This is a genomic window from Kitasatospora sp. NPDC097605 (genome assembly GCF_040302725.1).
Lineage (GTDB): Bacteria > Actinomycetota > Actinomycetes > Streptomycetales > Streptomycetaceae > Kitasatospora.
This window is the reverse complement of the sequence record NZ_JBEOSF010000029.1, coordinates 23056-44009: the sequence shown is the minus strand read 5'-3', so window position 1 is coordinate 44009 and position 20954 is coordinate 23056. Positions and strand designations below refer to the sequence as shown.

At 74.7% G+C, this 20954-nt stretch carries 17 protein-coding genes; 12 read left to right on the top strand and 5 right to left on the bottom strand.

Going from position 1 to position 20954, the window contains the following annotated elements; all coding sequences use genetic code 11:
• Positions 1–18 precede the first annotated feature (18 nt).
• From ABTX81_RS27485 to ABTX81_RS27465, 5 genes are all read left to right on the top strand, one after another.
• A complete protein-coding gene (locus ABTX81_RS27485) occupies positions 19–3978 on the top strand; it encodes an HD domain-containing protein (protein WP_350550656.1) in 3960 nt (1319 codons plus the stop codon).
• A gap of 136 nt (positions 3979–4114) precedes the next feature.
• Entirely contained in the window at positions 4115–4942 is an 828-nt protein-coding gene (locus ABTX81_RS27480; protein WP_350550654.1) for an aminoglycoside adenylyltransferase domain-containing protein, read from the top strand.
• 202 nt (positions 4943–5144) lie between these two features.
• The gene (locus tag ABTX81_RS27475) at positions 5145–5603 is read left to right on the top strand and encodes a hypothetical protein (RefSeq protein WP_350550652.1); all 459 of its coding nucleotides are present in this window, start codon (positions 5145–5147) and stop codon (positions 5601–5603) included.
• A gap of 250 nt (positions 5604–5853) precedes the next feature.
• Complete coding sequence (locus tag ABTX81_RS27470) at positions 5854–6228, top strand: ArsR/SmtB family transcription factor (RefSeq protein WP_350550649.1); 375 nt, start codon at positions 5854–5856, stop codon at positions 6226–6228.
• Positions 6229–6258: 30 nt separating this feature from the next.
• Positions 6259–6420 carry a DUF6126 family protein gene (locus ABTX81_RS27465; RefSeq protein ID WP_350550646.1) on the top strand — a complete coding sequence of 54 codons (162 nt, stop codon included), beginning with the start codon at positions 6259–6261 and terminating at the stop codon, positions 6418–6420.
• Between the two features lie 101 nt (positions 6421–6521).
• Here ABTX81_RS27465 and ABTX81_RS27460 read toward each other — a convergent pair whose 3' ends face one another.
• On the bottom strand, positions 6522–9569 hold the full coding sequence (locus tag ABTX81_RS27460; RefSeq protein WP_350550643.1) for a cytochrome P450: 3048 nt from the start codon (positions 9567–9569) through the stop codon (positions 6522–6524).
• A gap of 436 nt (positions 9570–10005) precedes the next feature.
• Here ABTX81_RS27460 and ABTX81_RS27455 point away from each other — a divergent pair, with 436 nt between their 5' ends.
• The 3 genes from ABTX81_RS27455 to galE all read left to right on the top strand — a co-directional run bounded on the left by ABTX81_RS27455 (position 10006) and on the right by galE (position 13195).
• Positions 10006–10785 carry a sigma 54 modulation/S30EA ribosomal C-terminal domain-containing protein gene (locus ABTX81_RS27455; protein ID WP_350550640.1) on the top strand — a complete coding sequence of 260 codons (780 nt, stop codon included), beginning with the start codon at positions 10006–10008 and terminating at the stop codon, positions 10783–10785.
• Between the two features lie 105 nt (positions 10786–10890).
• Positions 10891–11430, top strand: coding sequence for a hypothetical protein (locus ABTX81_RS27450; RefSeq protein ID WP_350550637.1), 540 nt, complete (start codon positions 10891–10893; stop codon positions 11428–11430).
• A 745-nt stretch (positions 11431–12175) separates the two neighbouring features.
• Positions 12176–13195: a UDP-glucose 4-epimerase GalE gene (galE, locus tag ABTX81_RS27445; RefSeq protein ID WP_350550634.1), complete on the top strand. Its 1020-nt coding sequence runs from the start codon at positions 12176–12178 to the stop codon at positions 13193–13195.
• An 80-nt stretch (positions 13196–13275) separates the two neighbouring features.
• Here galE and ABTX81_RS27440 read toward each other — a convergent pair whose 3' ends face one another.
• The gene (locus ABTX81_RS27440) at positions 13276–13470 is read right to left on the bottom strand and encodes an antitoxin (protein ID WP_344325763.1); all 195 of its coding nucleotides are present in this window, start codon (positions 13468–13470) and stop codon (positions 13276–13278) included.
• A gap of 176 nt (positions 13471–13646) precedes the next feature.
• On the opposite strand from ABTX81_RS27440, the gene ABTX81_RS27435 reads away from it, so the two are divergent.
• The 3 genes from ABTX81_RS27435 (at position 13647) to ABTX81_RS27425 (ending at position 16950) form a co-directional block, all read left to right on the top strand.
• Positions 13647–14333, top strand: coding sequence for a DUF6542 domain-containing protein (locus ABTX81_RS27435; protein ID WP_350550632.1), 687 nt, complete (start codon positions 13647–13649; stop codon positions 14331–14333).
• Positions 14326–15885 carry an LCP family protein gene (locus ABTX81_RS27430; protein WP_350550630.1) on the top strand — a complete coding sequence of 520 codons (1560 nt, stop codon included), beginning with the start codon at positions 14326–14328 and terminating at the stop codon, positions 15883–15885. The genes ABTX81_RS27435 and ABTX81_RS27430 overlap by 8 nt, the downstream gene beginning before the upstream one ends.
• Positions 15886–16008: 123 nt before the next feature.
• Positions 16009–16950 carry an endonuclease/exonuclease/phosphatase family protein gene (locus ABTX81_RS27425; protein WP_350550628.1) on the top strand — a complete coding sequence of 314 codons (942 nt, stop codon included), beginning with the start codon at positions 16009–16011 and terminating at the stop codon, positions 16948–16950.
• Here the strand turns inward: ABTX81_RS27425 and ABTX81_RS27420 are convergent.
• Positions 16940–18196, bottom strand: coding sequence for an MFS transporter (locus ABTX81_RS27420; protein ID WP_350550626.1), 1257 nt, complete (start codon positions 18194–18196; stop codon positions 16940–16942). The two genes, ABTX81_RS27425 and ABTX81_RS27420, sit on opposite strands and share 11 nt — an antisense overlap.
• Before the next feature lie 170 nt (positions 18197–18366).
• Between ABTX81_RS27420 and ABTX81_RS27415 the strand changes: the two genes are divergently transcribed.
• The gene (locus ABTX81_RS27415; protein WP_350550623.1) at positions 18367–18810 is read left to right on the top strand and encodes a winged helix-turn-helix transcriptional regulator; all 444 of its coding nucleotides are present in this window, start codon (positions 18367–18369) and stop codon (positions 18808–18810) included.
• A 75-nt stretch (positions 18811–18885) separates the two neighbouring features.
• Here ABTX81_RS27415 and ABTX81_RS27410 read toward each other — a convergent pair whose 3' ends face one another.
• Together ABTX81_RS27410 and ABTX81_RS27405 are read right to left on the bottom strand one after the other, a co-directional pair.
• Entirely contained in the window at positions 18886–19305 is a 420-nt protein-coding gene (locus ABTX81_RS27410; RefSeq protein ID WP_350550620.1) for a hypothetical protein, read from the bottom strand.
• 25 nt (positions 19306–19330) lie between these two features.
• The gene (locus ABTX81_RS27405) at positions 19331–20887 is read right to left on the bottom strand and encodes a DUF6777 domain-containing protein (RefSeq protein ID WP_350550618.1); all 1557 of its coding nucleotides are present in this window, start codon (positions 20885–20887) and stop codon (positions 19331–19333) included.
• Positions 20888–20954 lie beyond the last annotated feature (67 nt).

The window sequence follows — 20954 nt, the reverse complement described above, 5'->3', positions numbered from 1 at the left end:
AGTAGGCTGGCGCCCTTGGTGACGGCGACGATCGGGTGGGGCATGGGGACGGACACCGGGGCGGACGCGGCCGGCGGTACCTGGAACAGCGTGGCCGGTGCCGCGAGGGTCGGCGTGGTGATCCAGGGCGGTCGGGTCACCGTCCACCACCACGGGGACCCCGGGAACCCCGGCACCGCTCCGACGCCCCCCGCCGACCCCTGGGTGCGGGCGGTGCTCGAATCGAGGGTGTGGGACCACGTCCCCGACGACCGCGCCCCGCAGCGCAGCAGGGCCGAGGCAGCCGAGGCCGCGCGCCGGCTGGCGGTCCTGCGCGACGAGGCGGCGCCGGCCCTGGCCGAGGATCCCTGGCACGACCCGGGACTCGCGGAGCGGTTCCTGGAACGCGTCGAATGGCTCCTCGGGGACGAGCCCCTGGACCTCCACCCGGCGGAGGCGGGCCTCTTCCTCCTGGTGCCGCTGATCGACCAGGTCCACCGGTTGCGCCTGGCCGCCCGGCTGACCGCCGTCGGCCCCGACCTGCTCGCACCCCGGCACGGCGACGGCGGCCCCGAACGCGCCGACTACGAACGGCACCTGGCCGAGCACGACCTGCTGGCCGGCCGGGCCCGCCGCCGCCCCGCGGCCGAACGCCCCATCGGCTGGTGGCTGTTCCACCGCTGGACGGCCGGCCGCGCCGAACTCGTCGAGCCCGCCCTGCTGGAGCGACTCGCCGAGGGCTGCGAGGGGTTGGCCGACGCGCTGCGCCACGACCGGGTGGCCCGGCTGGTACACGGCCTGCGCCGCGGTCCCGGCGTCTGCAACCGCGAGTACCTCGACACCCTCGCCGTCGACGACGCGCTGCGCGGCCCGGGCCGCCAGCGGATCCGCGAACAGCGGCTGGTCCTCCTGCTCGCCCTCGCCCACGGTCTGACGATCGACCCCACCGGACTGCCCGACATCGTGGTCGAACACGTCGGCATCCCGGACCCGGTCGACCCGGCGGACCTGCGCGCCACCGTCACCGACGCGGTCTGGGGCGACCTGCGCCACCTGCCCGTCCTGCGCGCCGACTGCCGGCACGAGGCCGTCGTCGAGGCCCTGCGCGAGTACACGGACCGGGCCGACGACCTCCTGCACGCCGTTCGCCGCACCACCGCCCGCAGCATCACCGTCCCCATGCCCCGGCTGCCCGAACGACTCTCCGCCGACGGCCTTCGGCTCGCCGACGCCGCCGTGGTCGGCTCCGCCCGGTTCCGCCTGGGCGAACGGCGGGTGCGCGAGCTGCTGATGGGCGACCAGCTCTACAAGGACCGCGACCTGGCCGTTCGCGAGCTGTACCAGAACGCCCTGGACGCCTGCCGCTACCGCCGTGCCCGCACCGAGCACCTGGAGCGCACGGGCGTTCCCGTGCACCCCTTCGAGGGCGCCCTCGTCCTCGAACAGGGCGTCGACGAGGACGGCCGCGCCTACCTGGAGTGCCGCGACAACGGCGTCGGCATGGGCGAGGCCGAACTCGCCGGCGTCTTCTCGCACGCGGGCGAGCGTTTCGCCGAACAGCCGGAGTTCCTGCTGGAGCGCACCGAGTGGGAGAAGCTCGACCCGCCGGTGAAGCTCTACCCCAACAGCCGTTTCGGTATCGGCGTGTTCAGCTACTTCATGCTCGCCGACGAGATCCGTGTCACCAGCTGCCGCATGGACCGCGGCGGCCTCCCGGGCCCCGTCGTCGAAGCGGCGATCTGCGGCCCGGGCCACCTCTTCCGGATCGTGGAACGGGAGAAGCGGGGCAGGGCACCGGGAACGACCGTCCGCCTGTACCTCAGGGAGGGCCTGGGCGACGGCCGCGTCTGGTCGAGCGTCGACGTACTGCAACGCCTGCTCGGCATCGCGGAGTTCGCGACGACGGCCGTGCACGGTCAGCGGAGCGTGACCTGGGAGCCGGGGGTGCTGCGGGCGAGGGCTCGGGACGACGGGGGACGGGCGGGCCTGCACGCCGCCGGATGGCTCCGCGACTGGCCGGGAGCGCCGGAGGGCGCCAGGGTGATCTGGTGCGAGGAGGGCGGCACCCTCCTGGTGGACGGCCTCGTGGTGCGACCGGGTGTCCGGCGCGGGGTGCTGAGCAGCGCGGGCAGCGGTCTGGTCGGCGCGGTGGTGAATCTCAGCGGACCGCATGCTCCGTCGCAGCTCTCCATCGACCGGGCGGAGGTCCTCAGTGACGTCTCCGCCGACGTCGAGCGGCTTCTGGCGGCGGCGGTGTCGAGCCTCCCATGGGACGGCGACTCACCGGAGACCTGGGAATGGGTCAGCAGCCAGGCCGAGGAAGCCCCGTGCGTGGCGGACGTCGTCGTGGCGCGGGCCTCCGCGCTCGGTTGGTCCTTGGATGTCCTGGGAGTCCCCTATGACCTGGCGCGGGCCGGATTCTTCCCTTCGGACGACTACGTGGTGGGCCGTCACTTCGGGGTCAGGGTTTCGTATGCGGATTACCGGGACTGGTGGGACCATCGCTTCGGCGAACTGAACGAGGTCCCGGACCACATCCTGATCTGGCGCCTCCTTGCGCTCGGCCCGAGCAAGCTCAGGGAACAGTTGGCGGTCCTGGTCCCGGAGCTGGCCGGTGCGGCCCCGGGGATGCCGGCTCTGCCCACGGACTATCTGCTGCTGTCCCGCAGCTACCGGGACAGGTACTTCTGGCGCGGCCCTGGCGATTGGCCGGGCTTCCTGTTGGAGGTGGCCGACCTGACCGGCCGGTCACCTCGCGAGATCGCGGAGCGGGCGGTGCGACTGGGGTGTGCCTCGGTGGATCCCCGGGGTTTCGCGGAGACCGACCACGGCTCCTGGGAGGCCAGGGTGCTGCTGTCGGACCGGGTGCCGTGGCGGTTGAAGGATTCCGTCGTCCGGCTCGACGATCTGCTGATCATGTGCGACCAGACGGGTCTCGCCCTCCAGCAGGCGGTCGAGCGTCTCCGGGCGCTGGGACTGGAGGTCGCGGTCCCCGAACTGCCGCCGGGCTTCCCGGCACGGGGCGACCTCGTGCTGCTGCGGACCTTCGATGGTGAGTACCTCGACGCCACGGAGACTGTCCCGCTCGGTCATCTGCTCTCGGTGGCGGAGGCCTCGGGGCTGCCGTCGGCGGAGGTGCGGGAGCGTCTGGAGGCCTGGGGGCTGGTGGTCGAGAGCCGGGAGGTGCCCGCCTCGGCGGAGGTCGGCAGCAGCGATCTCCTCAGAGACTGGAGCATGGAGTTCCCGGGCTGGCTCAGCATGCGCACGCCGGTCCCCTTCCCGCACCTCGTCGCCGTGTGCGCGGAGCGCGGCTGGACGTACGGGCGGGCCGCGGACTGGTACGACGCCATGGGTTTCACCGTGGCGCCGATCCCGTCCCGGATGACGTTGGCGGAGCTGTCGGCCCTGGTGGGTGAACCCTTCGGGGCCGGGTTCACTGCGGGAACCTCCCCGAGCTATGACTCGATCTTCGACCGGGGGTGCAAGGAGGGTGCTTCCCTCTCGGCTCTCGTCGAACGGCTCGAGGAACTGGGGATCCCGATCGGTCTGCGGATCCCGGAGCGCTTCGACGCGCTGGACCGGGAGCTTCTCCCCTCGGGGCGGGAGGACGAAGCGGAAACGAGCTGGTGGCGGGGCCGGACCGCGGGCGAGGTCGTGCCGTTCGCCGTGGCCGTGCTGCTGGCGCGGGACCTGGGCCGGGAGCCGAAGGAGGTCGCGGTGCGGCTGGCTTCGTACGGGGTCCGGATGAGCGCGCTGGACCTGCCCGACGGGCTCGGCTTCCCCGACGCGGTGCGCCTCCTGGTGGCGGACGGGCTCGCCGAGGACCTGCCGGCGCCGTCGGCCGAACCGATGCGCCTCTACCAGCTCATCCGCATCGCCGGTCGCACCGGCTTCTCCCTCACCCAGGTCGCCGACTGGCTCCGCGCCATGGGCGCCCACGTCCCCGATCCGGCGGACGCGATCAGGGCCGCGCTGGCGCGGGTGCCCAGGGAGGGGTGAGGTGGGCGGCTGGCGCGGGGGTGGCGCGAAAAGGGGTGAGGGTGGCGCGAAGAGGGTGCACGGGCGACCAACACGCGCCGATCCGTAGCGGAAACGAGCGGACACGGAGGGTCATCCGGATGGCAGGCTTTCCGCCGTGACTGTGCACCCTCTCGTACGTGAGATCGCCGATGCCTACCTGACCCTGGTCGACGCCGCCGCGCCCGGGCTGGTCGAGGGCCTGTACGCGGTCGGTTCGACGGCCCTGGACGACTTCCATCCGGCGCGGAGCGACATCGACTTCGTGGCCGTGACCGCGGATCCGGTGACGGCGGAGCAGCTCGTCGGGCTGGAGCGCGCGCACGCCCGGCTCGCGGTCCGCTATCCGAGCCCTGTGTTCGACGGTCCCTATCTCACCTGGCACGAACTGGCGGGCTCGCCGGCGCAGGCGGCCCCGGGGCCGCACGTGTTCGGGGGGACGGTCCGGCACCGGGTGCGGTCCGACCGCACGCCGGTGCTCTGGCACACGCTGGCGCGGCACGGGGTCACGCTCTGCGGGCCGCGGGCCCAGGAGCTGATGATCGACACGGACCCGGCGGAGCTGGCCGCCTGGACGGTCGCCGACCTGGAGGAGTACTGGCGCCCGTGGTGGCGGCGCTCGTCGCGGTTGGCATCGCGGGCGGGGCTCGCCTGTCTGAACGGGTGGGGGCCGGTCCGGGGGGTGCTCGGGGTGAGCCGGCTGCACTACACGCTGGCCACCGGGCGGATCGCCTCCAAGCGCGGGGCCGGCGAGTACGCCCGGGCGGTGTTCGACGAGCGGTGGCACCGGATCGTGGACGAGTGCCTGCGGATCCGTGACGGCGGGCGGGGGCGCTCGTCCTACCCGAACCCGTTCGTCCGGCGGTCCGACGCGCTGGCGTTCATGGACATGGCGATCGAGAGCGCCCGCTCGCTGGGGGCGGAGCGCTTGTCCCTCGGCGACTAGCGGGGCGCGGCGTCGCTGGTCAAGGCCGTGATCGCGCCATCCAAGGAACAGTTTCCAGTCTGATCATCAACTGTTTGGATCTTGGTCCTTTCCAGCCTCCGATCCAGCTGTCAGAGTTTCGTCATGCCACATGTGACATGTCACATGTGGCAGTGCAGATGCCCTGAGAAGAACGAAGAGAAGAAAGAGGAGGAGTGGGATCATGCGGATGAACCGACTCGCCCTGACCGCTGCCGGGATCGCCGGAGCGGCGGCTCTGCTGGCCGTGCCCGCCCAGGCGAACGCGGCGCAGACCACCACCACCGGCACCACCGTGACCTGTGGCGCGTCCGGCCTGCAGGCCGGCAAGTCGACCCAGCTGTGCGCCGAGGTCACCGGCGACAGCGTCAGGCTGTTCGGCCGGATCAGCCTGGCCGGCCCGCCGACCCCGGGCTCGGAGCCGCAGACCGTCGACCTGCTCACCAGCATCTCCGGCCAGGTCGTCGGTGGCGCCTCGCTCGGGACGGCCAGCGGCCAGACCCGCTTCACCGCCAGCACCGTGGAGGTGCCCGGTGTCAGCGGGACCGTGCCGTGCGGCTCCACCGTGCACGGCAGCTTCAGCGTCGCCACCTTCCCGTGGTCGCCGGTTCCGGTGACCGTCGACGTCGTGGTGCCGTGCTGATGACGCGATCCTGAGGGATCGACGGGGGCGGGCGGGCCCGGGGTGCGAGTCACCCCGGGCCCGTCCGGCTTCCCGCCCGCGGGCCCGGGGTCCACGAGGCCGGCCGACCGTGATGACTTGAAGAAATCTTCATCTGCAAGGGATGATGCTTCCCGCCGACGGCCGAACCGGCCGGGCAGGCCGAACCGGCCGAGCAGGCCGGGCAGGCCGATCGGGAGCCCATCCAGCGACGCGCAGGGAGAGACGGACGATGCCGGTCCCGCTGTACCAGGCGAAGGCGGAGTTCTTCCGCACGCTCGGACACCCGGTGCGCATCCGGGTCCTGGAGCTGCTCCAGGACGGTCCGCGCCCGGTGCGCGAGCTGCTGGCCGCCATCGAGATCGAGCCCTCGAACCTGTCCCAGCAGCTCGCGGTGCTGCGCCGCACCCAGCTGGTCACCGCGACCCGCGAGGGCAACACCGTCGTCTACGCCCTGAGCACGCCCGACGTCGCCGAGCTGCTGCGGGCCGCCCGGCGGATCCTGACCGAGCTGATCACCGACCAGGGCGCGCTGCTCACCGAGCTGCGGGCACCGGGGTCCGATGCCGGCGCCGGTGCCGGCACCACGCGCACGGGCAACCGATGACCGGCCCGTCGACCGAAGGAGTCCCCGGCCATGAGTGAGAGCACCGGTGAGCGCGGCCGGGAGGCCGAGGCCACCCGGGAGGAGAAGGCGCGGCGCAAGGCCATGCTGGTCCGGGCGGGCATCTACATCTTCGCCACCCACCTGTTCGCGGGGTTCGTGCTGCTGCTGTTCGCCCTCGGCGGCCGGAAGTGACCGGCTGACGGCCGCTCCCCGGCTCGGGGCAGCCCGAGCGGTCCCGGCCGGGGAGCGGCCGGGACCGGTTCCGCCGCGGTCCGACGGCCGTAACACCGGGATCAGTGCGGGGCGTCCTCCGCGCTGTACCGGGGGCTGGTGCTGGTCCAGGCGTGGACGCCCTCGACCAGTTCCCGGGTGCCGTCGAGGTACCAGCGCTCCGCGGGATGCCGGAGCAGCAGGCTGTGGCGCAGTGTCTCGCTCTCCTCGGTCAGCCGGTCGATCCGGGCCCCGACCGCGCGGGCGGCCCGGCTGCGGGTGCAGCCGCGGATCCGTTGCAGGGTGAGCACGGTGTTGAAGGCCGCGACGTTCTGGCGTTCCTCGCGGTCGGCCGAGTAGAGGTCGTTGATCAGCGTCGCGGCGTCGGCCGTGTTCGCGCGCAGCCGGCGCAGGGCGGGGTCGGCGTGCAGGCCGGCCGGCGCCTCGTCGCCGTGGACGTGCTCCAGTATGTCCATGAAGGGGTAGAGGCAGCTGGCATGGCGCCGCAGCCGCACGGTCTCGGCGAGGTCGGGCTGGGTCCGGGCGGCCCGGTGGGCGGTCTCGGCGAGGAAGGTCTCCAGACAGGAGCGCCACTCGGCGGCGGCGCGCCGGCGCCAGCCCGGCGGCATGGGGGCGGTCTGGCGCTGCCAGAGCTCCCGCCAGGCGTCGAGCAGGTGGGGTTGGGACGTGCCCGCGGGGACCGGCCGCCCGGCCAGGACGGCGAGCAGCGGTTCGACGATGGCGCGCGCCTCGGCGGGGTCGCGGCCGGGTGGGCCGTCGAAGCGGTCGTCGAGGATGGTGAACCAGCCGAGGATGTCGACCAGCAGGTCCAGCTCGCTGCCGCGGGCCTGCGGATACGAATGGCCGATCAGCTCGGGCAAGGCGTAGGTGTGGTAGCGGGCGAGGTCCTCCGGGGCGAGCAGACCGTGGGCCAGGGCCCAGTCGCTGTGCCGGGCCGTGGCGGCGCACAGCTCGCCGGGAGCGCGCGGTTCGCCCTGGGGGCGCAGCGCGTCGGGCGCGCGCCGGGCGGCCGGGGGAGCGGCCGGGGCGAGCACGGCCTCGGTGCGGGCCGGCAGCGCCGGCCGGGGGAGGGTGGTGAGCTGCCGGACGGTGGTGATCGGCCGGACGGTGGTGAGCGGTCCGAGGGTGGTGACCGGGACGATCGTGGTGAGCGGCCCCGGACAGCCGGCCGGGCGCACGGTGCGGACCGGGTCGGCGGTGATCGTCCGGGTGGTGGTGGATTCGGTCCGTGGCGCGCCGGTGCGTGACGCGGTGCGCGCGACCGCGCGCGGCGCGGTCCGCAGGGCGCTCGCGCGCGGGCCGTCGGCGGCGGCGGACCGGCGGGTGGCGAGCGAGGACTGGGCGGGGAGCACGACGGAGCCGGCGAAGCGGGTCGGACCGGAGGAGCCGGACGAGCCGGAGGAGCCGGCGGCGGACCCGGCGGAACCGTAGGCGCCTGAGGACCCGGAAGACCCGGAGACGGCGCCCGGCCGTGACCCGCGCGGTCCGCGTGGCGCGTGCGCACCGGAGTCGGACTGGCGCGGGCGGATGATCGGGAGGCACTGGCCCGGTGTGTCGTCGCGGCCCGCCGACGGCGTGCGGCGCGGGCCGACGGCGTGCGGGGCGCGACCGCCGCGCGGGGTGAGCCGTACCCGCAGGCCCTGCGCCTGGACGGTCGTCCACACCACCTCGCGGGCCCGGATCCCGGGGATGGCCGTCGGGCGCCAGCGGCGCAGGATGGCGGCGGCCGCGACGGTCAGCTCGGCCCAGGCGAAGGCCTCGCCGATGCACTTGTGCTTGCCGGCGCCGAACGGCAGGAACGCCTGCCGGGCGACGCCTCCGCCGCCGGCGGGGCCCTGCGCCGGGCCGCCCGCCGGGCCCTGCTCCTGACCGGCGCCGTGCCAGCGGCCGGGGTGGAAGCGCAGTGGCTCCGGGTACAGCGCGGGGTCGCGGTGGATCGCGGTGAGGCTGTAGAGCAGCTCGGTGCCGGCCGGGATGCGGTACCGGCCCAGGTCGACCGGCACGCGCGCGGTGCGCATCAGGAAGGCGTTCGGCGCGTGCAGCCGGACGACCTCCTGGGTGACGGCCCGGGTGTAGGTGAGGCGGGCGAGCGCCTCCGGGGTGGGCACGGTGCCGGCCGGGAGGTGCTCGTCGAGCTCGGCCAGGACGCGTGCCTCGACCCGGGGGTGCCGGACCAGCTCGTCGATCAGCCAGGTGAGCGTGGTGGAGACGGTCTCGGTGCCGGCGCCGAACATGGTGATCGCCTCGGAACGGACGTCCGCCTCGGTGAGCGGGCGTCCGGTGGCGGGGTCGACGGCGGCGCGCAGCAGCGCGGGCAGGGTGGCGCCGCGCCGGTCGCCGGTCACCGGGCACCCGCCGGCCGGCGCGGCGCCGAACGGGCCGTCGGGCGCGGTGCCGGGCGCGGTGCCGTTGACCGCCTCGTCGACGACCTGGTTGAGCACCCGGACCGCCGCGTCGAAGCGCCGGTTGACCGGCAGCGGCAGCCGGGCGAAGGCCCGGTGCGGGTAGAGCGACTGGACGATCTGGCCCTTCACCATGTCCGGCAGGGCGCGGTGGAAGGCGACCGTGGCGTCCTCGCTCAGCCGGGCGTCGAACAGCGCGCGGGTGACGATCTCCAGCGCGAGGTGGTTCATCTCCTTGGCCACGTCGAGGATCTGGCCGGGACGCCAGCGATCGGCCCGCTCCTCGGTGACCCGGTGCATGACGGCGAGGTACTCCGCCATCCGGTCCGGGCCGAACGAGGGCTGGATGATCCGCCGGCGGTCGCGGTGGGCGCGGCCCTCGGACATCAGCAGGCCGTCCCCGAAGGCGGTCTTGAGGGTGTCCTGGACGGCGCCGCGCGGGCAGTCGTGGGCGAGCGCCACCAGCAGGGTGTGGACCAGCCCCGCGTCGGTGACCACGCAGACCGTGCGCGGTCCGAGCCGGATCCGGACCACTTCGCCGTGTCGGGAGAGCGAGCCGAGGAAGCCGAGCGGGTCGCGCAGCAGGGCCGGGGCGTGGCCGAGGCCGGGCACGGCGCCGGGGGCGAACGGGGGGAGGGCCGGGCTGCTCTCCGCCGGGGCGGTTCTGGGCGGGGCGGACGGTCTGTGGGTCTCGTTCGTCAGGATCATGACATCACCTCTCACCAGATGGACCGGGGGGACGGACCGGTGGGACGGTCCGGCGAGACCGGCCGGTGCCGGACCGGTCGACCGGCCCGGCACCGCGGTACCGCCGGAGCCGCCGCCGCGACAGCCGGGATCCGGAGGCCTGTCGATGCAGACCCCCGCGCGCGCCCTGGACAGAGGGCGCACGCCATGGGAAACGCGCCGGTCGCGTGAGCGTTGCGCCGTACCCGGATGGATCACTCCATCGGTGGAGTGTCCTCAAGCTGTGTGCGGCGTGTCCCGATGAGGGCGCTCCGGCGGACACCGGCCGCGCCGCCCCGCGGAGCCGCCGGCACGGGTGCCCACCGGGGCCGTCCTGCCTGGCAGGCAGGGCCTTTCGGCCCTCGGCGGGACGGTGCGGGCAGGTCCAGCATGGTGCAGAACCAAGGAGGACCCTCTGATGACCAGTCTGCGCCACCGGCCAGCCCTCGACCTCCGGGTGGAGATCCGGGGCGAACTGCCCCGCGAGGACGCCGAGTACGCCCGGACCCGGTCGCTGGCGCTGATCACGGACCTCGGGCCGGACGCGCACGCCGCGCGGCTGCGGCTCACCCGGCCGCGCGACCGCTCGGTCACCAGGCCCGCCGTCGCGCAGGCCTCCGTGGAGCTGGAGGGTGCCGGGCGGGTGCGGGTGGAACTGGCCACCGTGACGGTGCGCGAGGCGGTCGACCTGGCGCTCGGCACGCTGGAGGGGCGCGCGGTGCGACTGCGCGAGCTGGGCGACATAGGGCTCGCCTCGGCGTTCGAGAGCTCCTACCGGCCCCAGTACACGCCGCGCCCGCCGGCCGAACGGCGGATCGTCCGGCGCAAGTCCGTGCCGCTGGCCCGCCGCACGCCCGAGCAGGCGGTGCGCGAGATGCTGGCGCTGGACTACCGCTTCCACCTCTTCTCGGACGCGCTGACCGGACAGGACAGCCTGGTCCACCGCAGGCCCGGCGACGGCGGGTTCCGGCTGGTCCGGGCGCACTCCTCGGTCCGGCTCGGCGGATCCGGGCTGCCGCTCGTCGAGAGCCCGCACCCGGCGCCCCGGCTGGAGCCGGCCGAGGCCGCTCGCCAACTCTGGCTCACCTGCTGGCCGTTCGTCTTCCACACCGATCCCGCCGACGGTCGCGGCCGGGTGCTCTACCGCCGCTACGACGGCCACTATGGCTTGATCACGCCGATAGCGGGGGCCCACTGACGGGCAGGTAGTGATCGGCACGGGCTGACCGGTACACGACCGACAACGGACGAGCACACCACCACGCTCTGGACGGGAACTGGGACCATGGACTGCGAAGAAGTCATGCTGACCGTCAGAATCACGGCTGCCGAGCGGGCCCTGCTGCGCGAACTCGCGCGCGGCCACGGCACCGATGTGTCGGACGTGGTCGTGGACGGTCTGCTGGACGTCATCCCCTGCCTGCACGTCCTGCCCGCGCTGCCCGTCGGCGCGGTCCTGCCGGTCGCCGCGGCCCTGCCCGGTGGTGGCGCCCTGCCGGTCGCCGAGGCTCCGCCCGTCGGCCGGGTGCTGCCGGTGGAGCCCGCGCTGCCCGTCGTCCCCGGCGACCCGGGGGTGTCCCGGCTGCTGCGCGTGCTGGGCGGGCCCGCCCCGTGCGCGGTGACGCTCTGGCTGCCGGCGCCGGTCGCCGACCTGCTCCCGCTGGTCGGCGAGCGGATCGCCGCCGTCAGCGGGCTGCGGATCGGCCCGGCGAGCGCGGCCCTGGCCGCCGCTCTGCGGTTCTGGCTGACCGGGGACCCCCGGCGGCTCGCCGCGGGACTGGCCGGCCTGCACCGGCACGGCGCTCCCCGGCTCGCGGTCCAGCGGCTCGACGTCGCGGCCTGAGCGCACGCCGGCCGAGCGGGGCACGCCGGCCGAACCGGGCGCGGCGGACGGCGCCGCCGTCGACCGCCCGGATCCGGCCGGTCGGTGCGCGCCGGGCCCGGGGGGCACCTGGGCGCGCGAGGGCGCGTGGGGAGGTGTGCCGGGGGCGGCCGGGCGCTCGTGACGCCTCGTCGGTCCGCCGCGCGGTGCGGGCCGGACGGACACCCGCCCGATGGTCGACGGACCGTCGGGCCGGGCGGGGCCGGAGCGGTTCCTGGGGGTCAAGTGGCATGTCCTGGACGGGAAATTAGCTGGTCAGAGCTCTGGTCACGACCTGCGCGCAGGTCTAGCATTCCGGTCACGGCAACCGGTTTCCGGACCCCCGGACTACCGGTGCGGTGGCCGCCACCACCCCCTGCCGGGGAGCGTACACCCCCCGAGTACGCTCCCCGGCGCCGCTCTGTGCGCGGTGCCCGTCTTCCCGCGCCCGTTCCCGGCGCTGCCGCGGATTGTCCGCCCCGCGCTCGGTAGCTGCATCGCCCGCCGCGCGCCCCCGCCACGTCGGCGCGCGCCCCCATCGGGGCTTGCGCGCCCGCCGCGCGCCACCGGCGCCGCCGTCGAGTCTCCGCGCGGGTGCCGAACGCGGGGCCGACCCCTCGGGCGGGCAGGAGTTCGGCGTCCGGGAGAACCATCGGATGCGAACCGGCGTCCCCCTCCTGCGACGGGTGCCATCGGGCGCCCGCGCGAGGGAAAGGAGCGTCCGGTCATGCGCAAGGTCCTGATCACGGGCGGTGCGGGCTTCATCGGGAGCACCGTGGCGTCGGCCCTGCTGGACGCGGGCATCACCCCGGTCATCCTGGACGACCTCTCCAAGGGGCGGGCCGAGTTCGTCGAGGGCCGGCTCTTCTACCGGGGCGACATCGCGGATCCGGAGCTGGTCGACCGGATCTTCGCCGAGCACCCCGACATCGACGCGGCCCTGCACTGCGCCGCGCGGATCGTCGTCCCCGAGTCGGTCGCCCGGCCGCTGTTCTACTACCGCGAGAACGTCGGCAAGACCGTCGACCTGCTGGAGTCGCTCCAGCGCAACGGCTGCACCCGGGTGGTCTTCAGCAGTTCGGCCTCGATCTACCGGCCCACCCCGACCGGCCGCGTCGACGAGTCCTGCCCGGTCGAGGCGAACAGCCCGTACGCGCGCACCAAGCAGATGATGGAGCAGGTGCTCCAGGACTGGACGCGCGGCGACGGGGCCGATCTGACCCGGGTCATCGCGCTGCGGTACTTCAATCCGATCGGCGCCGATCCGCAGCTGCGCACCGGCTTGCAGGACCTCCACCCGAGCCACGCGCTGGGCAAGTTGATCGAGGCGCACGCCAACGGCACGCCGTTCACCATCACCGGGGTCGCCTGGGAGACCCGGGACGGCTCGGGCATCCGCGACTACATCCACGTCCAGGACGTCGCCGAGGCCCATGTCGCCGCGCTGGTCCGGTTCGACGAGGTGGTCCGGCCCGGGGCCGAGGAGCGCTACCGGGTCGTCAACATCGGGACCGGCGACGGAACCACCGTCCGCGAGCTGGTCACCGCCTTCGAGCAGGTGGTCGGCGCGACGCTGGACGTGCGGGAGGCCGAGCCGCGGCCCGGCGACGTGCTCGGCTGCTACAGCGATGTGACGGCGGCGCGCGAGCTGCTCGGCTGGACGCCGCGCCGGACCATCGCCGAGGGGGTCGCGGACGCGCTCGCCTGGCGCTCGCGGTGGGCGGACCGGATGGCTTCCACGGCCTGACCGGCCTCGCGGGCCGTCGGTTCCCCGCACCCGGCCGGACGGCGGGCCGGGCGCCGGGACGGGGAACCCACGCTCCGCTGCTACTTGGACTCGTCGAGACCGTTGATGAAGTCCTTGGCCTTGTCGGCGGCGGTGTCGATCTGACCGCTGTACTTGCCGTCGGTCTTGTCGTCGATGACGTCGGCGACCTTGTCCAGGCCCTGGCTGATGGCGCCGCTGTGCTCGCGGGCGAGGTCGGTGGCCTTGTCGGCGAGGTTCTTGAGGTTGTCGAACATGATGGTCCTTCTGTTCGTGCGGCGCGGTTCGCGCCCATCCTAACCGCCGCTGACCAGGCCTTTCCTGGGAGCCGGGGGCCGGCGGGATGACTTTGCGGGGGCGGGTTTGTATGCTCCTGACTTGCTCTACAGCATTGTAGAAGTTGGCTGGCGGATGTGCGGAAGGGGTGTGGGGCATGGCCGGGCGGCGAGCGAGAACCTCGGACCGGGAGGCGGGGCCGCGCTCCGACGCGGCGTCCGTGCCGGCCCCGCGGCGCTCCACCGGGCGCCGGGCGGACCGGAGTCGGCGAGCCGGGCAGCGCGCCGGGGCCCGGCGGTCCGCCGGCGCGCTGCCGGTGCTGGCGGCGGCGGTCGGACTTCCGGTGGCCGGTGCGGTGGCCGGCGAACTGACCGGGCCCGGCGGCGGCCCGCTGTTCGCGGCCGGCGCCGTCCTCGGTACCGGCGCCGCGGCGGCGCTCTGCGGCCGGGCCGGGCGCTGGTGGGTCGTCATCGGCGCGCCGCCCGTCGTCCTGGCGACCCGGGCCGGCACCGCCTTCCTCGCCGACCGCGACGGACTGCAGGGCAAGGCGGTCGCCTCGGCGGCGGTGCGCTGGGTGGTCGGCGCGTTCCCGGTGATGGCGGCGGCGGTGGCGGCCGCGCTGCTGGCCGTCGTGGTGCGGGTGCTCCTCGACCGGCGGGCCCGCCCGGACCGGCGGGTGGACGAGCGCCGGGCGACCGACCGGCCCGTGGACCACCGGCATGCGACCGACCGGCATGCGACCGACCGCCGGGCGACCGACCGGCGCCGGCCCGCCGGCACCACGGCCGGCGGGACGCCCACCCCCGAGACCCCGACCCCCGACCGGAGGAGCCACCGTGGCTGAGCCCCGTACCAGGCCGCTGACCGTGGCCGGCCGCGCCCTCGCCGGCACCGTCTCGCTGGCCGTCCTCGGCGCGAGCGGCTTCACCTGGTACGAGTACCGGCAACTCGACGGCGGCATGGTCAAGTCGGCCGCCCTCACCGAGGCCCGGAAGAACGCGCCGCCGCACCTCGACAAGTCCGTCAACCTGCTGCTGATCGGCCTCGACAGCCGCAAGGACATGGACGGCAACGACCTCCCCAAGGAGTTCGTGGAGGAGGAACTGCACGCCGGCTCCAGCGAGATCGGCGGCTACAACACCAACGCGCTGATCGTCCTGCACATACCGGCCAACGGCGGCAGGGTGACGGCGCTGTCCGTCCCGCGCGACGACTACGTGCAGACCGTCGGCGCGGACGGGAAGATGCACAAGATCAAGGAGGCGTACGGGATCGCCAAGGAGGCCGCCGAGCAGAAGCTGGGCGGCAAGGGGCTCTCCAAGGCCGAGCTGGAACGGCAGAGCCGCGAGGCCGGCCGGTCCGCGACCCTCCAGACCGTGCAGGCGTTCCTGGACATCCCCATCGACCACTTCGCCGAGGTGAACCTGATCGGCTTCTACGACATCGCCAAGGCCGTCGAACCGATCCAGGTCTGCCTCAACAACCCGGTCGACGACCCGATCGTGGCCCGGACGGCCAACCACGAGGGCGGCGGCACCGGGCTCAAGCTCCCGGCGGGCGTCAGCTCGCTCGACGCCCGGCAGGCGCTGTCCTTCGTCCGCCAGCGCCACCACCTGAAGAACGGCGATCTGGACCGGACCCACCGGCAGCAGGCCTTCATCTCCTCGGTCGTCTACAAGCTGAAGCAACAGGGCGTGGTCAACGACCTGGGGCAGCTCCAGCGGCTGTTCGACGTGGTGAAGAAGGACGTGGTCATCGACGACCGCTGGAACGTCCTGGACTTCGCCCAGCAGGCGCCCAACCTGACCGGCGGCAACGTCGAGTTCAACACGCTGCCGATCACCGGGTTCAAGAACATCGGCGGCCAGGAGGTCAACACCGTCGACCCGGACCAGATCAAGCGCATCGTCAAGCAGCTCTTCGGGCACGAGCCCCCGCCGCCGGCCGCGACCGACGCACCCGCGCCCGAGCCCGCGGAGCCGACCTCCGCCGCGCCGTCGGCCACCCCGTCCGCGGCGCGCTCCGTCGTGGACGTCCACGGCGCGAGCGCGGAGGCGGCCGCCGCCGAGTCGAAGGCGCTCGCCGGACTCGGCTACCCGGCGGGCAAGGCGACCGGGACGGCGGCCGCCGCGCGGGTACGGGTGACGACGGTCGCCTACGGCACGGGCGCGAAGGCCGACGCGGAACAGCTCGCCGCCCGCTACGGCGTCACGGCCACCCCCTCCACCACGGTCCCGGCCGGCCACGTCCTGATCACCCTCGCCGCCGCCCGCACCCCCACCCCGTCCACCCCGTCCGCCGCCGCCACCACGGCCACGCCGACCGACGAGCCGACCCCGGACCTTCCGATGCAGGGCCCCGCGGTCAAGGCCGGCGGCATCCCCTGCGTGGACTGAGGGGAAGGCCCGGTGGGCGGAACCGTTTCCGCGGAGCGGGCGTCTTCCGGCGGAAGCGTGGTGCCGGAGTGACGGACGGGGGAGCGGGTGGGCCGGGCGGGCTGGTGGGTGTGGGTGCGGCGGGTGTTGGTGGGGGTCTGCTGGGCCGTGCTCGGCGGGTCGGCGGGGCTGGTGGTGGTCCGCCTCGGCGGGTGGGACGACGGGACGTCGCTCGCGCTCGTCGTGGTCGGGCTGCCGTACGCGGCGCTCGCGAGCGTGCTCGCGCTCGGAGTGCTGCTGGCGCTGCGCTCGTGGTGGCCTGCGGGGCTGGCCGGTGTGCTGGTGGCGGTGCAACTCTTCTGGCTGGTGCCGAGGGTGGTGCCGGAGGGCGGTGGCGAGCCTCCGGCGGCCGCGCCGCGGCTGCGGGTCGCGACCAGCAACGCCTATCTGGGCCAGGTCGACGCGGCCGCACTCGTCGGGCTGGTGCGTGAGCAGCGGGTCGACGTGCTGGCGATGGAGGAGTTCGGGCCGGGGGCCGCCGACCGGCTGGACCGGGCGGGGATCGCCGAGGTGCTGCCCTACCGGGAGGCGCGACCGGGCCGGGACACCGCGATCTACTCCCGGTTGCCGCTGACCCCGCTGGACGGTTCGGCGCCGGAGGCGGCCCGGGAGCAGATCGCGGCCGAGGTGGCGGTCGGCGCGCGCACCGTCCGGCTGACGGCCGTGCACACCTACTACCCGATGGGCGACGCCGGCCGCTGGGCGGAGGACTTCGTCGAGCTCCGGGCGGCGGTGGACGGCGCGACCCGCGACGCCGTGCTGCTGGGGGACTTCAACGCGACGCTCGACCACGCGCCGATGCGCGCGCTGCTGGACACCGGCCTCACCGACGCCCACGCCGAGCTCGGGCGCGGCCTCGCGCCGACCTGGCCGGAGTCCAACGCGGACTTCCCCGGGCTCCGGCCGGTGATCCAGATCGACCATGTGCTGCACGGGGAGGCGCTGCGCGCGGTGTCGGTCGCCGAGCACACGGTGCGCGGCACCGACCACCGCGCGGTGGTCGCGGAGCTGGCGGTCATCGGCTGACGGCGCGTCCGCCCGCACCGCGCTCGCCGGCACCGCGCTCGGTGGCCCACCAGAAGGCGAGCGCGAGCAGGCTGACGCCGCCGCCCAGCCGGCAGACCGCCGTCCAGCCGCCGTGCTCGTACACCACGGTGGAGACGATCGCGCCCAGCGCGCTGCCGATCGAGTAGAACAGCATGTACCCGGCCGTCAGCCGGCTCCGTGCCTCGGGGCGGACCTGGTAGAGCAGGTGCTGGTTGACCACGTGTACCGACTGCAGGCCGTAGTCGATCACCACCATGGCGAGCACCAGCCACCACACCGAGTGCGGCAGCAGCGCGGCGAGCGGCCAGGAGACCAGCATCGCGGTGAGCCCGATCCCCAGGGTGCGCCGCGCCCGCCCCCGGTCGGCCTGCCGCCCGGCGTGCCCGGCGCCGAGCGCCCCGGCGGCCCCGGCCAGGCCGAAGAGCCCGATCTCGGTGTGGCTGAGGTGGAACGGCGGGGCGGCGAGCGGTAGCACCATCGGGGTGAGCAGCACGGTGACGGCGGTGAAGACGAGCAGCGCGAGCCCGGCGCGGACCCGGAGCACGGGTTCCTCGGCGAACAGCGTGAACACCGAGCCGACCAGCCGCGGGTAGTGGATCCGTTCCGTCCGGCGGCGGGTCTCGGCCGGGACGACCGAGGCGAGCACGACGGCCGTCGCTCCGGTGGCGACGGCGGAGACGACGTAGACGGCGCGCCAGCCGGCCAGGTCGCCGATGCTTCCGGCGACGGTGCGGGCGAGCAGGATGCCGATCACGATGCCGCTGGTGACGGTGCCGACGACGCGGCCCCGGTCGGTGGGGTCGGCGAGCGAGGCCGCGTGGGCGACCATCACCTGGGCCACCACGGCGAGCACGCCGACCGCCGCCATGGCGAGCAGCATCAGCAGCGCCGAGGGGGCGACGGCCACGGCGGCGAGCGCCACGACGGAGAGCCCGAGTTGGGCGGTGATCAGCAGCCGCCGGTCGAGGTGGTCGCCGAACGGGACCAGCAGCACCAGGCCGACGGCGTAGCCGGTCTGGGTGAGGGTGCCGACCAGGCCGACCGTGGCACGGCCGATGCCGAGGTCGTCGGCGATGAGGTCGAGCAGGGGTTGGGCGTAGTAGACGTTGGCGACGGCCAGGCCGCCGGCCACGGAGAACAGCCAGGCGATGGCGGGCGAGAGCCGGCGGGCGCCCGCGGGGGCGGTGCCGCTGGTGCGGGCGGGCGGGACCACGGGGGTGGGCACGGCGGAGGGACTCCTTCGGGGCAGCGTGGTTGCAAAGTGCTACCGCGTTACCCTCGCACGGCGAGGTTTTATAAAGCAACCACGAGTCCTGGAAGGCCGGAGCGGTAGGGTTGCAAGGTGAAACCCGCTCCCGCCGGAGCGCGGGACCGCAGGTGAGAGGAGAGGGGCGCGTGCCGAAACGCACCTCGCACGAGGAGTCGGCCTGCCCGGTCGCCCGGCCGCTGGACGTGCTCGGCGACGGCTGGACGCTGCTGATCGTCCGTGACGCCTTCGACGGGCTGCGCCGGTTCGGGCAGTTCCAGAAGAACCTCGGCCTGGCGAAGAACATCCTTTCCGCCCGCCTCGCCAACCTGGTCGCCAACGGCGTCTTCGAACTCACCCCGGCCGCCGACGGCAGCCCGTACCAGGAGTACCGGCTCACCGAGAAGGGGCGGGCGCTCTTTCCCGTCGTCACCGCGCTGCGCCAGTGGGGTGAACAGTACTTCTTCACGGGCGACGAGCCGCGCGCCCGCCTGGTCGACCGGGCCGCCGGCGCGCCGGTCGCCCGGGTGGAGGTCAGGGCGTCCGACGGCCGGGTGCTCGGGCCGGACGACACCGAGGTCCTGCTGCCCTGACCGTCGCCCCGACCGTGCGCGGCGCCCCGTCCACCGGGGCGGTGGACGGGGCGCGCGGGAGGAGGGGCGGGGGTGTCAGCAGTTCCGGATCGACCAGACGGGTGTCCAGTCCTGGGTGTGGTTGGCGCCTCCGTCGGGCGTGAAGGACTTCAGCACGCCGCCGTTCGCGCCGTAGAAGTACGACCGCACGCCGCCGGTCTGGTTGTCGGCGTAGAAGCCCTGGCCGTTCCAGCCGCTGAGGCTGTACCGGGCGCAGTCGTACAGGTAGAAGATCTTGTAGTCGGCGGTGGTGGGGTCCCAGACCAGGGCGCAGAGGTTGCCGGGGGCGCACTGGTAGTCACTGTCGGGCGGGACGTGCCCGAACCGCGCCGCCGGTGAGACGGTCGGCGAGACGGCGGCCTGGGCCGGCGCGGCGCCGGCGAACGCCGTCAGCGCGGCGGTGAGGGCGACGGCCGCACCGAGGGCGGCCGAACGCTTGGGGCGAGAGCGGAGCATGGGTCCTCCCAGTGGTCGGATCGGCTCATCCGGTGGTTCCGGTGGCCGTCGCGGGTTCCTCGACGGAGGTGGTGGTCGCGGTGGCCGGACCGGCCGCGGTGGTCGTGCTGGTGGCCGTCTTGGCGGTCGTCGCCGTGGCGGCCGGGGTGCTGGTCACGTTCACCGTCGGCTTCGCGGTCGTGGGCGTGGCGGTGGCGGTCGGGGTCTTCGCGGTCGGCGTCGGGGTGGTGGGCGCCTTGGTGGTCGGAGTGGGGGAGGGCGGCGGGGTGGTGGCGGGGGCCGTGGTGCCCGGCGTGGTCGGCCCCGGTGTGGAGGGCCCCGGTGTGGTGGGCGTCGCCGACTCGCTGTACGGACTCGACGAGCCGCTGGGGGTCGGGCCGTACGGCGACCCCGAGGACGTCGTGGTGCCCGCGGTGGGGGACCAGGACGAGGGGTGGGCCGAGCCCGGCGCGGACGCCGTCGGCGAGACCGGCTTCCAGATCACGGGAGGCGGGACACCGGGCGCCAGCGGGCCGCGCGGTGCCGGCGCCGGCTTGTCGACGACCTGGGCCTTCCCCGTCGCCCGGGTGTACCAACCGCCGGTCGTGACGTCCACCAGCACGATCTCGGCCGCCGGTTTCGGCGCGGGCGCCACGACGACCACCGTGCTCGGCTGGAAGCCCGTCCACGGCTTGCCGGTGTACTTGGCGTCGCTGACCAGCGTCGGCGGCTTCAGCGGGTTGCCACAGCCGCACCGCACCCGCGGCACGCCCTGCGCATCCACCAGCACCGCGGTGCCGGCCTGCAGCACGGCCTGGTAGGCGACGGCCGTGCCGTCCTTGTAGCCGTGCGAGGTGACCCGGGTGTCCACCCGCAGGTAGGCCGAGGTGAGCGAGCGCAGATAGCCCGGGAGGGCGGACTGCTCCATGCCCTCCGCCGACGCCCACGCCCGGCCGGTGTCCCCGGTCGAGGTCATCGAGACCAGCCGCTCGACGTCGCAGCTCGGCTTGTTCATCGTCCCGCCGTACACGCCCGCGGACGTGCCCTCGACGGTGTGGAGGGCGGCGGTCGCGGTGGCGGTGCCGGGCGCGGTGGCCGCGGGCCCGGTGTGCGGCGGGGTGTGGGCCGGGGTCTGGGCCGGGGTGTGGGGCGCGGTCTGGGCCGCGGTCGGGGCCGGGGTGGTGGCCGGGGCCTGCATGGCCTGGGTCTCCACCGACTGGGTGAACGGCGCCGGGCCCGGGTCCTGCGGAGTCTGCAGCGCGACCTCGTTGGCGGTGGGAATGGCCTCCTCGTGCACGCTTCCGCCACCGCCGCCTCCGCCGGCGTTGACGATCACCACGGTCGCCCCCGCCGCCAGCAGGGCCAGGATGATCAGCAGCGCGGCCTTCCGGCGGTCGCGCCACCAGGGCTTCGGCGGCTCCCCGGGGGGCCCGCCGGCCCCGGGCGCCCCACCGCCACCGCCCGAGGGCGGGCCGAACGGCGGTCCGGGCGGACCGGGCGGACCGGGGCGGCCGCCGCCGGACGGCGGACCCGAGAGCGGCCCGGACGGCGGCCCTGAGGGCGGGCCGAGCGGGGGCCCGGAGGAAGGCGGTTGGGAACTCATCGAGGGCTCCGATCGAGGGCGCCGATCCGCGGACGGCGGTCCACCCGGACGGCCGGTCCACCCGGCC